14 protein-coding genes, 1 tRNA gene and 1 riboswitch are annotated in these 13377 nt (G+C 45.8%); of the genes, 9 read left to right on the forward strand and 6 right to left on the reverse strand.

The annotated features are described in order from the left end of the window. Positions 1 to 44 precede the first annotated feature (44 nt). On the forward strand, positions 45 to 1175 hold the full coding sequence (locus tag MKY85_RS10235; protein WP_342572517.1) for a glycosyltransferase family 4 protein: 1131 nt from the start codon (positions 45 to 47) through the stop codon (positions 1173 to 1175). A 131-nt stretch (positions 1176 to 1306) separates the two neighbouring features. On the opposite strand, the gene MKY85_RS10240 is transcribed toward MKY85_RS10235, so the two are convergent. Beyond that, on the reverse strand, positions 1307 to 2362 hold the full coding sequence (locus MKY85_RS10240; RefSeq protein WP_339303095.1) for a hypothetical protein: 1056 nt from the start codon (positions 2360 to 2362) through the stop codon (positions 1307 to 1309). A gap of 204 nt (positions 2363 to 2566) precedes the next feature. Between MKY85_RS10240 and MKY85_RS10245 the strand changes: the two genes are divergently transcribed. The 4 genes from MKY85_RS10245 to MKY85_RS10260 all read left to right on the forward strand — a co-directional run bounded on the left by MKY85_RS10245 (position 2567) and on the right by MKY85_RS10260 (position 4384). Continuing rightward, entirely contained in the window at positions 2567 to 3148 is a 582-nt protein-coding gene (locus tag MKY85_RS10245; RefSeq protein ID WP_124113961.1) for a xanthine phosphoribosyltransferase, read from the forward strand. 97 nt (positions 3149 to 3245) lie between these two features. After that, positions 3246 to 3575 carry a hypothetical protein gene (locus MKY85_RS10250; RefSeq protein WP_036609615.1) on the forward strand — a complete coding sequence of 110 codons (330 nt, stop codon included), beginning with the start codon at positions 3246 to 3248 and terminating at the stop codon, positions 3573 to 3575. Positions 3576 to 3694: 119 nt separating this feature from the next. After that, on the forward strand, positions 3695 to 3913 hold the full coding sequence (locus MKY85_RS10255; protein ID WP_278295843.1) for a hypothetical protein: 219 nt from the start codon (positions 3695 to 3697) through the stop codon (positions 3911 to 3913). 141 nt (positions 3914 to 4054) lie between these two features. Beyond that, positions 4055 to 4384, forward strand: coding sequence for a carboxymuconolactone decarboxylase family protein (locus tag MKY85_RS10260; protein WP_339243003.1), 330 nt, complete (start codon positions 4055 to 4057; stop codon positions 4382 to 4384). Between the two features lie 99 nt (positions 4385 to 4483). Here the strand turns inward: MKY85_RS10260 and MKY85_RS10265 are convergent, their stop codons facing one another. Beyond that, the gene (locus MKY85_RS10265) at positions 4484 to 4948 is read right to left on the reverse strand and encodes a C40 family peptidase (RefSeq protein ID WP_339241221.1); all 465 of its coding nucleotides are present in this window, start codon (positions 4946 to 4948) and stop codon (positions 4484 to 4486) included. 5 nt (positions 4949 to 4953) lie between these two features. Continuing rightward, positions 4954 to 5085: riboswitch (cyclic di-AMP (ydaO/yuaA leader) on the reverse strand. 418 nt (positions 5086 to 5503) lie between these two features. Here MKY85_RS10265 and pelA point away from each other — a divergent pair. Continuing rightward, the gene (gene pelA, locus MKY85_RS10270; RefSeq protein WP_342572518.1) at positions 5504 to 6466 is read left to right on the forward strand and encodes a pectate lyase; all 963 of its coding nucleotides are present in this window, start codon (positions 5504 to 5506) and stop codon (positions 6464 to 6466) included. A gap of 163 nt (positions 6467 to 6629) precedes the next feature. After that, positions 6630 to 6714 (forward strand) — tRNA-Leu (locus MKY85_RS10275). A gap of 93 nt (positions 6715 to 6807) precedes the next feature. Here the strand turns inward: MKY85_RS10275 and MKY85_RS10280 are convergent. Continuing rightward, positions 6808 to 8493: a carbohydrate-binding protein gene (locus tag MKY85_RS10280; protein ID WP_342572519.1), complete on the reverse strand. Its 1686-nt coding sequence runs from the start codon at positions 8491 to 8493 to the stop codon at positions 6808 to 6810. A gap of 414 nt (positions 8494 to 8907) precedes the next feature. Here MKY85_RS10280 and MKY85_RS10285 point away from each other — a divergent pair, with 414 nt between their 5' ends. Further along, the gene (locus MKY85_RS10285) at positions 8908 to 9747 is read left to right on the forward strand and encodes a divergent polysaccharide deacetylase family protein (RefSeq protein ID WP_339241230.1); all 840 of its coding nucleotides are present in this window, start codon (positions 8908 to 8910) and stop codon (positions 9745 to 9747) included. Here MKY85_RS10285 and MKY85_RS10290 read toward each other — a convergent pair. Continuing rightward, positions 9722 to 10465, reverse strand: a complete 744-nt coding sequence (locus MKY85_RS10290) for an N-acetylmuramoyl-L-alanine amidase (RefSeq protein WP_342572520.1) — start codon at positions 10463 to 10465, stop codon at positions 9722 to 9724. The genes MKY85_RS10285 and MKY85_RS10290 overlap by 26 nt on opposite strands. Before the next feature lie 194 nt (positions 10466 to 10659). Here MKY85_RS10290 and MKY85_RS10295 point away from each other — a divergent pair, with 194 nt between their 5' ends. Further along, a complete protein-coding gene (locus MKY85_RS10295) occupies positions 10660 to 10878 on the forward strand; it encodes a YqzE family protein (protein ID WP_339303090.1) in 219 nt (72 codons plus the stop codon). Between the two features lie 155 nt (positions 10879 to 11033). Here the strand turns inward: MKY85_RS10295 and MKY85_RS10300 are convergent, their stop codons facing one another. Then, a complete protein-coding gene (locus MKY85_RS10300; RefSeq protein ID WP_342572521.1) occupies positions 11034 to 12047 on the reverse strand; it encodes a hypothetical protein in 1014 nt (337 codons plus the stop codon). A gap of 147 nt (positions 12048 to 12194) precedes the next feature. Further along, positions 12195 to 13376 carry a YqhG family protein gene (locus tag MKY85_RS10305; protein WP_339260302.1) on the reverse strand — a complete coding sequence of 394 codons (1182 nt, stop codon included), beginning with the start codon at positions 13374 to 13376 and terminating at the stop codon, positions 12195 to 12197. Position 13377 lies beyond the last annotated feature (1 nt).

Genomic DNA, 13377 nt, shown 5'->3' on the forward strand with positions numbered 1-13377 from the left:
GAAGATGTATGGAAAGAACGTAATTAGAAAGGGGGAAACTAACAGTGAGATTGCTGCAGGCGCTTTTCTTTCCTCCGGAGCAGCCCGGAGGTGTATCCTCTATGATTCCGTATATGCAAGAGAGATTTACAACCCCAAGGTGGGAAATGGATCTGTTCTCGTTGCCGAAGCGGATTCGCAACAAGGGCAGGGAGGAAGTTCATTTCGAAACGTTTGACTGGACTGAATATCAGGATAGTCCTGTTGTCCAAAAATATATTCAAACCTATCGTGATTATCTATGGTGGACCAAGTTGCGTATTCAGAAGCCCTATGATCTGATTCATGCTCACCATCCCATTGCCGGACTTGCGATGAAAACGGTCTTCCCGGATACACCTCTCATTCAGACGATTCACTCCAGTTATGAACGAGAATTAATCCTTAATGGACGCATTGAAACGGACGGACCGGAGCATCAATTCCTGCTTGCGATATATGGTGAACTGGAACATCAGGCAGAGCGTCTCTTGACGGTGTCAGACTCGTTCCGTCGTTATCTGGCTCCCTACGTGAAGGAACCTGATGTCATCGGTGTGATTCCCAATGGATTTGATGAGAAGCGCTTTAAGCCGATTCCTCATGATAATGCGATACCACAGCTAGTGACGGTATGTCGGCTTGTTCCGGCGAAAGGATTGGATATTCTTTTCAAAGCCTGTGCGGAACTCAAGGGCCGAGGTCATGATTATGTGTTACATATTATTGGAGATGGACCGATTCGTCCTGATCTGGAAGAATTGGCGCAGCGATTAGGGATCTATAATGAGACCATTTTCTATGGTTACACACTGCACCCTGAGGAATTCATGCCATTCTTTGATATTTTTGTACTTCCTTCACGAGCAGAGGCATTTGGTTCCGTTTTCGCTGAAGCGGCGCTGAGTTGTCTTGCCCTTGTGGGTACGGATGTAGGTGGAATACCCGAACAGATCGAGAATGGTAGCAATGGGTTGCTTGTACCGGCCGAAGATCCTTCTGCACTGGCTGAAGCGCTTGAAAAGGTGATGCTTGATCCGGCATATCGTTATGAACTTGCCCGTTCAGCATGTGAAAAAGCCAAAACACATTACTCGCTCGGCAGATCAGTCAATGAGCTGAAGAAGATGTATCTACAGTTTCCCAGCAAGACCTAAAAGAGAGAACAAAAAGTGCGAGCCGCTGTGCTAAACAGCGGCTTTTGCCCATTCAAAAGGTGTGCGCATGAGTGATGAATTGTGGTTATGAAGCAAACGTATGCACATATTCATGAAGTACATAAGCATGTTTATATATTTTTGCGTCCACGAAAAGCGCCCCAGCGGTTTAATACCAATTTGGCTGCCCAGAATAGTGCCATACTTCCGAAGATAGGGTAAAGGATAGATAGCAGAGAACTGAATCCAAACTGACTGAGTGAGTAACAGAGCAGCATAATGGTTAATGTAATGAAACGGGGATGAACGCGTATATGTTGTCTGAGTTGCAAGGTCATGCCATAGATATCGGCAACAAACGTACTGAATATTTCCATAAAAATAAGGGATACATATACAGATTGTACTGCCCATCCAAGTTGAAAGGCGATGCTGCCCATCGGAATTTCGAATTGGATGATGCCGGGCATCTGTGCCGACATGGCAAAATGGGCTGCCATTAGCATGAAACCTACGCCAATTCCACCCAATACTCCGCCCCACTTCAGCACATTCCGACTACGAATCTGGTTCCCTACAGGCACCAGAACAGCTTGAGCTAAAGCCAGATTAAATGAAGTGTACAACAGTGGAGACAGCCATACTTGAATAGGATTTGAGTCTGTCGTCAGTGTGATGAATCGGGAAGCTCCCGGATGATGGATGGTACTTGTGATCATGAGCAGAGATAACAGGAGCATCATAGGCACGACAATGCTATTCATTTGAAGGATAGCTTGGATGCCCCGACCGAGAAGCAGATATGTCCCTACAAGTGTGACGATTAGACCGGTCTGATAATGCAAACCGAGATGTTCGACAAAAACGGAACCTGCTCCGGCAAGCATGACACTGTTCACGCCAATGAGAATGAGAAGGGTCACCCAAGTGATCCATTTGCCCGCCTTGTGGCCGAATAAATGTTTGTTCAGATCCTCATAAGAGCGGGATCCGGTATCGTGGGCGATCAGCATCATTTTGGTACCTAACCAGACAAAGAGCATGGTGGATAAGCCTATGGTGACGGTGGCCCATTTGCCATACTGGGTAAAAAACTGCAAAATTTCCTGCCCTGTAGCGAAGCCGGCTCCGACAACCGTTCCGATGTATGTAAATGCGATCTGCAGCACCCGAAATGCCTGTTTCATGTGTTTCCCCTCTCAGGACCCTGTATAGTTTGGACATGCGGGTACCATGGTACAAGGTATGCTTGACCCACGAAAGTCATGACAATCGATCATGAGCTTTGGCTTGAATCGCGTCTGAAGGACAGCGTCCAGGCAATTTCGCTTGAACTTATAGATAGATATATGATACTTTTACCTCATAGGATAGGCTTGGGAGGTCAAATCATGGAATTATTGAAACAACGAATTTTACAAGAGGGTGTTGTCATCTCGGATCAAGTATTGAAGCTGGATGGTCTGTTGAACCACCAGATTGATCCTGCATTAACGATGGAGATGGGGCGTGAGTTCGCTGCCCGTTTTCGTGAAAGTGGAGTGACCCGTGTAATCACGGTAGAATCCTCGGGGATTCCGGTTGCGTTTGCCGCGGCCTATGAACTTGGGGTGCCACTTGTATTCGCCCGTCGCAAAAAAACACTTCTAGCTGATCCTGATGCTTACTGTGAACGCGTACCGTCCTTTACCAAAGGAATTGTAACTGACATTATGGTATCTCGCGAGTTTATTCATGAGAATGACCGTATTTTGTTCATTGATGATATTATTGCCAATGGAGATGCCGCTCGTGGCGTCATCAAAATCATTGAGCGTTCCGGTGCGGAACTCGTCGGATTCGGTGTTGTGGTAGAGAAATGTTTCCAGGCAGGGGCACGAACGATTCGTGAACAGGGGATTCCGGTGGAAGCCTTGGTACGCATTCGTTCCCTGAACGATGGGACGGTACAATTTGACGATAACGAAATGTGACATTCTAAAGGAATAGGGCCTATTTTTTGAACTATGCCTTTGCATGGCCGCTAATTTCATTTATAATGGGGTTATGTTAGGGAGAGGAGGCAACACCATGGGGAACCAACCGGCAACAGAACAATTCTTTAATGATAAGCTGGCGGAATCGAAAGTTCATTTTGAACGTGCCCTGGATTGTAAACATACGGAATTCGATGACCTTTATCCCTATATGATTGAACATCCTCAATTTTTCTGGTACAAACGCTATGTTGCCTGGTCAGAATTACTGACGATTGTAGGCTTATGCGAAGAGTTGTCCTTCTCTTGGAAAGAACAATTTACACCGCATCAAGTGGAGTACCTTGAAGAACGTGTGATGTCCGCCAAAGTGCTTGATTTTTGGTTCGAGAAGAACGACAGCAAAGAGCACGCGCAGCGGTAACTTTCAGTCGGGACATAATTTCGAATGACATGACAGTCCAATACAGTCACGTGAGACCTAAATGACTTTTCATTTAGGTCTCTTTTTGTAAATAAATTTGGAATATAGGAGCCATGAACATGATTAGTGATACAGAATTGGACGCCCTGCGTCTGTCAGGTGAGAAAGTCAGAGTAGTACGGGACGAGCTGGAATCGAACGATGTAACCGGGATTGTCGTTGCCTGGGATGGCGAGCAGGTACTTATCCGTCGTCAAAATCGACGTGTCGTCAAGTTGGATCGTGGTTACCGCTATCAGTTGTTCAGCGAACCCCGGCAAAGTCCACTTGGTGAGTAACAACGATCATTATGTCAGAAGTATGAGCGTACAAATGTTTGGAATTACCATGATTTCTTGGCATAATTGACTCACTCGGGAGAGAAGATAGGTACAGTGAAGAAATTCTGTAACTATAGCCGAGAGGGTGTGCTGCAAGACATGACATTGATGAATGATAAAGTTCATGCCTACAAGGATCAGATTGGAGCATTAAGTGATGTGCTGCCAGGTGTGGTGAAGTCGTATCATGAGTTTACCGGAGAATGCTTCCAACCTGGGGCGATTGATGCGAAGACCAAACAGCTCATCGCGCTTGGTATTGGCTTGTTCGCCAACAATGAGGTATGTACCTTCTATCATGTAGAAGAAGCACGTGCCAAGGGCGCTACAGATCAGGAGATTATGGAGACCGTTGCTGTGGCCGGAGCTGTAGGAGGCGGACATGCCCTGTCCCAGGGCGCGATGCGAGTGCAGAAGGCGCTGCATTAAGTGTAAGATGGAGGTAGTCCAAGGACTGTCCTCCTAAAGAGGAAATCAAACAAAAGAGGAGGTTCCGGTTGATCCGGAGCCTCCTCTTTGATATTATCCCTACATTTTCCCTAACATTTTATCGTACATAAACTGTCCAGTTACCCGACGTGCTGTTACGTAACGATCATTGAAATAAGGATTGCTCATTTTGGTGATGCTTACCCCTTTGCTGCTGGATGCATGTGCAAATTGTCCGCCGCCGATATAAACACCTGTATGTGAAATGCCTTTGCCTGTTGTGTTAAAGAACACCAGATCACCTGTCCGAACATTGCTCTTGGCTACTGGAGTACCTGCTTTGGCTTGCTGTTGCGAAGTACGTGGCAATTCAATGCTGTATTTATTGAAAATATATCTCATAAACCCGGAACAGTCGAACCCGGCCAGAGTCGTGCCACCCCACTTGTAAGGAATACCTGTCATGTTGTTCACTACGGAGTTAATACTGCTTGCCTCTGTGCTTGTTGCCCCGGATGTAAATAGTACAGCCGCTCCAAAAATGGAGATAATCAGTTTTTTCAAAATCAATGTTCTCCCTTCGATGCCTACGGAGTTAGCTAAGGGTTCGGTAGAAGGTTCCCTATATTTCCTATGTATAAGAATAATTCACCCAAAATGGTTCCCCCGTTTTCAAACCTGAAACTCGGCAATGAATAATTAAGTTTTTGTAACTATTTGAAACTATATTGCATAAATGCGTAATTGTCAAACCCTTTTAAACCCCTTCGTAATACCTCAATGTTAGCGGAATTAACGATTTTATATGAAAGAAGGCGTCAAGTTTGGGTATCATTGATGACAAAAACGTCATTATTGATTCGTTTGAGACGAAATTGGATAAATAAATAAGTTTGTCATGAGTTAAAAGGACTATCCGTTATGTAGAATTTAAGAGATTATATTCATTAAGTTGCATATATTGACAAAAATTGATTTTTTGCATATCATCTGATTATCCAATCCACATATTGGATAAAAATGGATTTTATTATGTTATATATTTAAATTAAGGAGGTTTAAGGACGGGCGTTATAGGTAAGGTAGAATTGTGGATGTTATTACAATGAACATGGGAGAGTGTTACATTTGAAAGCAAAGAAAATAGTTACTTTTGTCCTGGCATGCGCCATGGTGTTCTCAACAGTTGGAATTGCAGTTCTCCCTGTAGGGACGGTATCTGCTGCTGATGCATCGGGTACTACAGCGAGTATTTCAGATATTTTGAAGAACCAACTGCCGGATGGAGGTTGGAGAAAAGATTATAAACAAACAAGTGGAGAGTGGGCGAAGTCCACGATTGACAACAAGGCTACATATTCAGAAATTAGAAGATTGGCGAAGGAATTTAAAAAGACGAATGATCCACGCTACTCCACAGCTGCAATCAAAGGAATCAACTTTTTGATCAATATGCAGTATTCAAACGGCGGATGGCCACAAGTCTACCAAAGCTCTGGATATCACAAGCATATTACCTACAATGATGATGCAATGATTAATGTAATGATCATGCTCGATGAAGTAGCAACACGCAAAGGTGATTTCTCATTTATCGACAGTACACTTGCTAATCGCAGTAAAAATTCAGTTGCCAAAGGTGTGGGGGCGATTCTGAATACTCAGGTCGTCTCAGGCGAGAAGCTTACAGCATGGGGACAACAACATGATTCCAGTTCCCTTAAACCAGCGAGCGCAAGAATCTACGAAGTACCATCGCTGACAGCTGGAGAGAGTGTAACGATTGTTAAATTTCTGAAAACAAGGCCTGCTACCGCTAAAATTACCGCATCCATTAAAGGAGCAGAGGACTGGTTTAACAAGGTGAAAATTACGGGTTACAAGTATGAAAGGGCAAATGGTGATAGCAAGATTATCGCTGATTCCAAAGCAGCACCGATCTGGGCACGCTTCTATGAAATAGGAACGGATAGACCCATTTTCATTGGACGAGACGGGGTAGTTAAATACAAATTGAGTGACATTGATAAAGAAAGAAGAGGCGGTTATGCCTGGTATGGCAATTGGCCTTCCAAGCTGTAGTATGACTCCTTTTTGATGAACCAAATGATTAGTTGAAGGTAAAGCCCGAATGGACAAGCATGTCTGGTTCGGGCTTTCATGTTATTATTTTCAGTGTTGACATGATAGATTGGGCATGATATATTATTTCTTGTCGCCGAGATTAATCACGGAGATACAATATGCGGTCGTGGCGGAATTGGCAGACGCGCACGGTTCAGGTCCGTGTGGGCTAACCCCCCGTGGAGGTTCGAGTCCTCTCGACCGCATCGAATAAAAAGACTCCTCAAGCTAACGCATGAGGAGTCTTTTTTTTGTTTGCATTTTTTGATATTATCCTAACATCAACCATACGGAATGTTTTATTGTGCTGCGGTAACATTAATGCTGTCAATATTCGGTCCTTCCGTTCCCGTTGTAACCACTTTCAGGGTATTGGTCCCGGTGTTCATGGGAACTTGTATTGTTTTTTCAACCCAAGTGGACCAGCTTCCCGTTGCTGGAAAGGGCTCATTGCTGATAACTTTGGTTCCGTTAACAAAAATGTCGAGGTTACGTGTTCCACTTTCCAGCGCATAACGAAACTTTACATTTTTGGTGCCAGTAATCGTATTGTTAATAGCGTTCCATTGAATGGCTGAACCAGTCATTGCATTGAAGTTGACATACCCGGAGCCTGTGTAACCGGGGTAGATCGTTTCAATGGCAGCTTCCGTAAGTGTTGTTCCGGTCTCTGCTTCATAAGTAGTGCCGCTGCCTGTATTTCCGCCGTTATTCCCACCAGTAATGTTGGCAACAAATGTTGTTACGCTCTGAGCGGGAAGTTGTGCCGTGAAGGCTCCATTGGATACGGTAAGCGAGGCCCCGCTTGCCAGGTTGCGACTGCTGTCCGTAACCCATGAAGACACCGTGGAGGCATTACCATTCTGCAGAACGAATTTTTGGCTTGTGGCCGAAGTTCCACGGTTAATTGCCACGACGACTACTTTGTTATCCCCTTTATAGGCTGAGACAAATGTGTTCGTATCCGGATTTTTCGTTGCATCGACTCGCAGGTAGCCAGGACGTACAAATTTGGAGAAATGGGCCATATTATATCCGCGTTTGCTTATGGTACCATCTTCTTTCATCGGACCATACTGTCTGCGGATGTACCACCACACATAGGCCTGGAAATCACCTTCCACCAGGGCATTGTGCATGTGATAGGAAACCTCCAGTGCTTCAGGCCAGCGGTCTGCTGAGTTGTTGTCACTGTTCGGAACATATACCTCAGTCATCCACAGTTCTTTACCGGCTCCTTTTTGCTTAAAGAGAGGATAGGCAAAGTTCGAAATCTGGGTTCCATACGTATGTGCTCCCAGAATGTCCATGTTGGCAAGTGCCTGCGGATCATTCAGGATTGGATCGGATATGTTCTTTAAGTACTGGAAGGATTCAGGTGCCATGACTTTGGTACCTTGAATGGACCCGGCATTTTCTTTCATGAAACGAAGAATTTCTTGTGGAGTCCACCAGGTCCAGTCATGCGCGTAATCCGGTTCATTTTGCACAGAAATGGCATACAGATCTACGCCGTTATTTTTCATATAGGTTACAAAGTCATTCAGATGTTGCGCATATGCGGCATATTTGTCGTATTTCAAACGTTTGGCATTGGTATCTCCATTACGGTTGAACGTTTCCACCATGCTGCTCGGAGGATTCCACGGGGAGGCGAATACGATAGCACCCTTCTCAATAGCCCGTTTCGCTGTGGCAACTTCACGATACCAGTTATTGGAATCTGGATCGACGTAGATCCTCAGAATTGAAAAGCCTAACTGATTCTGGTCATTACCAAAAGCAGTTTCACGTTGAGCGGGAGTCAGATCACCAATCCAGGCGGGAAGGTTAATACCCCCAAAGCCCTTGATCAGTTGTTTTTCCGAGGATAAATTAATGTTGGCATCACTTGCCGCCGAAACTTGTGTCGGGGTTAACATCAGGGGTAGTGCTGTTAAACAGGCCAATAAAACATTGATCGTTTTTTTGAATTTGAATTTCACTACTTTCATCCTCCTCGATAATGGTAAATGGTTACATAGAGAAACCGTGACCAGGGAAATAAAAAGAGCTGATAGTCTGGCATTTATTTTATGTAAACCCTTTCAAAACCCCCTTCCAAAAAGTATAGGAAAGAAATGAAACATATTAACTTCTTTCATTTGTTGATTCTACTAAATAATTGCCAAACTGAAAACCTGACAAATTACAGTATTTTTTCTAATTAATCTCTTTTTTTTAGCACTTCAATGACATTTCTTGTCTGATTGTAAAGGTGAAAACGGGGAGATGGCGTGGTTCCCTGAAGATACAGGTCTCCAGTGGTGGGGATATTGTGATTAAGGAAGGCATTGGCTTACATATTCCTCCCTTCATTATCAAACAATGAAATCACAGAAACTTACGGGGAGGGAGTCATGATGATGGAAAATAGAAAGCATTTTCGATTCATTGCAGGTTGCATGGTATTGTTGATAGTAATTTGCGCAGGGATATCGGCAGGAGGGCCAACAGCGGCAGCTTCAGAGTCCACATCAAATCATAAACGATTAGCGATTATCATCGATGATGTTGGTAACGACATGAAAGGTACCGCAGAGATCTTGGCAATGCCAATTAAACTTACGGTAGCAGTCATGCCTTTTTTGCCAACAACGAAGAAAGATGCGATAGCTGCACATGAAAAGGGGATGGATGTGATTGTGCACATGCCCATGGAACCCAAGAAAGGAAGACCTGAATGGCTGGGCCCGGGTGCAATCACATCCAATCTGACAGACGCGGAAGTCCGCTCACGCGTGGAAAAAGCGATTGATGATGTGCCCTACGCAATTGGCATGAACAATCATATGGGTTCCAAAATTACTTCGGACAAACGCATCATGTCCATTGTGCTCGATGTATGCAAGGAGCGGGGCCTATTCTTTGTAGACAGCCGTACGAACTTTCGCTCCGTGGTGGGGGAACTGGCCATATCCAAAAACATGCCACCTGTAGGTAATGACATTTTCCTGGATGATCAGAACTCCAAGCAACACATTCGCAAGCAAATGGATCTGGCAGCTCGTCGTGCAATCGACAAGGAGACCTGTGTTGTTATTGGTCATGTCGGACATAGCGGGATGAACACATCAGCTGTAGTTCGTGAATCCGTTTCCCGTCTGCAGGGTCAGGTTGAGTTTGTAGGTATTGGCGATCTTGTGCGCGAAGTGTGGAACTGGCACGCTACCCCTACACTACCGACAGATAATAAATAATGCCGCTCGCAATAGACTCTGCGATTCGTTTTTGCTCTGCGGGGTCACTCATTCTGGCCCGGTCTTCGGCGTTGCTCAAAAATCCGGTTTCGACGATGACGGCTGGCTGCTTCACGTAATTCAATAAATAAAAGGGCTTGCCCCACACGACTCCGTGCTCCGTTTTGAATAATTGGTTCATGGCGTCCTGGATGGATTGGGCTAACAGATAGCTTCTGCCTTCCTTCTGGTGCAATACCACGGGGCCGTGTGCAGACGATCGGGGACTCCAGTTCGCATGGATGCTGACCACGATATCCGTACTTACTTCTTCGCTAAGGCTCTTACGTTGGGCAAGATCTCTGGTATGACGCGAGCGGCTGTTCAGCCAGCGGTTGTCGTCACTAAGGGCGTAATCACCAAGTCGATTGATGATAACGGCATAACCTTTGCTGCGAAGCAGGAGATAGACTTTTTGGCTAATGGCGAGGTTGATATCTTTTTCCAGAACACCCTGGGCTGACGTACCGCCGTCAATACCGCCATGGCCTACATCGAGCAGGATAACCGGTGCTGCAAAGGCATGATGACTTGAGCGATAAGCATCTCCATCGGTCACAGGCAGCATGGATGGACTGTTCTGGGACGGGGCTGCTTTTCCATAAGCGACATGGGGCAGCATGGTAAGGCAATAGAAGCTGATTAACAAGGCCACCGAAGCGGTCAGCAGCTTATACATGGGATACACACTCCTTCATGAAATAGGTATCGGATGCAGATTCATGGCTGTCTGGATACCTTTGGCATTAGACTGTGCATTCTGAGGTTTTTCATACCCTTTTCAATAAAAAAATGTTTAACCAGTACACATCTTGCACACAATAGAACTATCGTAAGCTCCGCGAATGTGCAGGAGCGAAGGAGGCAGATGTTATGGCCAAAAGTGATGAATTGGTAAAATACATTACGCAGCGGGTTGTTCATTATATCGATACGCCGAAGGATGAGCGGAAAGACCGTGCCAAAAGGAAAGAGCCGTGGGCGATGAAATGGTTTGGTATGATTCCCTTCGCTGTATCCCTGTGGGTGGGGAAAAAGGAAAAGGAATTGGATACACCGTCTCATAAACGAAGTTCTTCAGGCAAAGGATAACTGTAGCACACCTATTTCACTCAGTGAGCTTAAAGACACGCCTTGTTGAGAAACCAAAAGACGCAATCCCTTTATTACATGGGAAGGCGTCTTATTTGTTGTAGATATTTAATTGTTCTAACGTTATTTGAATGCTCTGTAGAGTTAGCTGACAGTTAAGGCTTCAAGATGTAAAACTGACCGTCTTGTTGTAATGTGCTCAAAGGCACAAAGCGTTGAATGGATGTTTTTCCACCAAGCGCTACATATAGAATGGACTCTGCTTCATGATCTGCATGCCACAGCTGATAACCGCTGACGGGTAGAGGACCACCGTATACGACGTTGCGATCATCTGCTGAGAAAACAATTTCTTGATCCTCCCCGTGTTGTATCACCTCTCGTGCCCGATTGGCAGCAATAGGCTTGGATGTCATCCACAACAGATTGTCAGCCGGATTGAAGACGGGACGCAAATGAATTGGATCGACTGTGCCCGATGGAGCTATGGATAACTTAGTTATGATCGCAGAAACCTGTTTGGAATCAGCCTCCAACAGCTTCAGTAACTCGGAGGGTAATACATCACCATTCGTAGCATCAATATAAAGTGCAGGATGGTTGGGTTGTTCCACTTTCCAATAAGCCAGCAGGGGAAGAGCATAACCACGATGAAGCTCTCCTCCGCCAGCAAGTAACGCCTCAAGATTCACATGTTGTCGATCCAAGGCTTGTCCGAGAAGTTCATTGTTATATGGTGACTGCTCTCCTTGACCATATTCACTAAGCATCAGATGTCCCTGTTCTGTGGCGGTAATAATCATATATCCCATTGGTTTCCCATCCAATGCAGCTTGCACCAGCCAGCTATGTGTACCAGGGCCCAGAGGATAGAAGTCCAGGTCGGCGTTCTTCCAATCAGCTTCCGCGTTAGCCGTACCAAGTGCAGCAGCTTGTTGCTCTGCAAATCGTTGCACAGCAGCGGGAGCTAGTTTGTCATTCTGGGAAGCATGATGTTCGGGACCATATGCTGTAGATGAAGCGAGATATGGTGAAGACGTTTTTTGTTCTTCAGCATTGGCTATCGACCAAAAGGAGAATAGGGCAAGACAACTGAGCAAGCCCAAGGAGATACAGACTGTTTTCCGAGCGTTGTTCCAACACATATGGAAGAATTGTTTCAAATTCACACCTACTTTTCATTTATCCGTTACCTGAGCCGGTCCTAATTTCATTCTAGGGGACGGGCTATGCAAAGGTTGCCGCAACCTGTCGGGCAGCTGATCATGAATAAACACTACTTTTGCCAGCATTTGCAGGAAAAGTAGTGTCTTCGTCTATCTTAAGTGAAACATGCCGCTGCTAATCGCAGTCACTTTCACTTTGGGTTCGTATTGCCAGATCATCTCGGTCCGGCGTGTCTCGTATTGCAGTTTCATGGCTTCGCGATCGATAACCGCCTGTTTGGCTTTCTCTTCTTCAGCGTCTGTCTCGGTTTCGATCGGCACAACGGCCTCTGCGGCCAGTTCCATATCTGTTCCAATGGGTTTAGCGTTAGTGATATCCAGAACTTTTTTCAGAGCTACAGGTGATGTGCGGTTAGAATGGACACTCTCCATGCCTGAGGCTGTGTTACTCGGGGGTTCTACTTCAGGTGTATCTTCCCGGAGTACTGCTTCGTAATAGGTATCCAACACGTCCAGCTCCAGATCAAGTCGCTCTTGGGCTTTCTCAGCCCAGCTATAATCGAGTTCCAGCAAGCGGTTCGTCAAATGAGATTCGAGAGCAGCTCCGGCATCGGATAACGATACTTTGGCTGTCTGTACATGCATGTTCTCCGCGAGCCTTGGACTGAGATCACGTCGATTCAGCTTGGTTCCGAACTTCTCTATAATTTCACCCGATCTAAGGGAGATGCCGAGAAAATGCAATTCTTCCCGTTTCAAATCACAGGCGAACTCTACCTTAAAACAGACACCGAGCCAAGGTTCATATACGGCTGGCGCTGTAGCGCGCAATTGCCGTTTGGCAGCTTGTTCGAACAGATTCACGAAGGCACCCCCTTCACGTGCTGCACCAAAAATCTGTTGGAGTCTGCGACTGCCGTACACCACTTCTTCACGCAATATCCTTCCTGGTCCCAGTAGTGGCATGGATGGAGTAATGCCGAAATAACGGCCCAGAATGGTTTCTTTCGGTGGCTCGCCTTGAGGACTGCCGTTGGTTGCGCCATTCGTTTGAGCAGTGTCAGGTGATGCTTGCGCTGTTTTGGCTTCGGCTGCTTCAATGGCCTGCTGATAACTGTCAGGATCGAATATAAATGTAAAGGACATTGTCTCAGCGGGTGCTCCGGTTCGCTCCACGAACCCCCAATAATAGGGGCGATTGGTCAACGCTTTGTCTGCCTCAGGCGAAAGTTTAACAGTAACATGGGCAGGCGAACGCTCCATAATCTGACAATCGAGTGCTTCCAGATAGGTGAGAACATATGCCTGCACTTCATGGGGAGTCATGGTCATG

Source organism: Paenibacillus sp. FSL R5-0749, from assembly GCF_038595085.1.
Taxonomy (GTDB): domain Bacteria; phylum Bacillota; class Bacilli; order Paenibacillales; family Paenibacillaceae; genus Paenibacillus.

What these genes read in the sequence shown, in the direction of transcription:
- MKY85_RS10240 (WP_339303095.1), bottom strand. Translation starts at nt 2,362, where the DNA reads ATGAAACAGGCATTTCGGGTGCTGCAGATCGCATTTACATACATCGGA.
- MKY85_RS10285 (WP_339241230.1), top strand. Translation starts at nt 8,908, where the DNA reads ATGATGATGGAAAATAGAAAGCATTTTCGATTCATTGCAGGTTGCATG.
- MKY85_RS10295 (WP_339303090.1), top strand. Translation starts at nt 10,660, where the DNA reads ATGGCCAAAAGTGATGAATTGGTAAAATACATTACGCAGCGGGTTGTT.
- MKY85_RS10290 (WP_342572520.1), bottom strand. Translation starts at nt 10,465, where the DNA reads ATGTATAAGCTGCTGACCGCTTCGGTGGCCTTGTTAATCAGCTTCTAT.
- MKY85_RS10245 (WP_124113961.1), top strand. Translation starts at nt 2,567, where the DNA reads ATGGAATTATTGAAACAACGAATTTTACAAGAGGGTGTTGTCATCTCG.
- MKY85_RS10255 (WP_278295843.1), top strand. Translation starts at nt 3,695, where the DNA reads ATGATTAGTGATACAGAATTGGACGCCCTGCGTCTGTCAGGTGAGAAA.
- MKY85_RS10260 (WP_339243003.1), top strand. Translation starts at nt 4,055, where the DNA reads ATGACATTGATGAATGATAAAGTTCATGCCTACAAGGATCAGATTGGA.
- MKY85_RS10250 (WP_036609615.1), top strand. Translation starts at nt 3,246, where the DNA reads ATGGGGAACCAACCGGCAACAGAACAATTCTTTAATGATAAGCTGGCG.
- MKY85_RS10305 (WP_339260302.1), bottom strand. Translation starts at nt 13,376, where the DNA reads ATGACCATGACTCCCCATGAAGTGCAGGCATATGTTCTCACCTATCTG.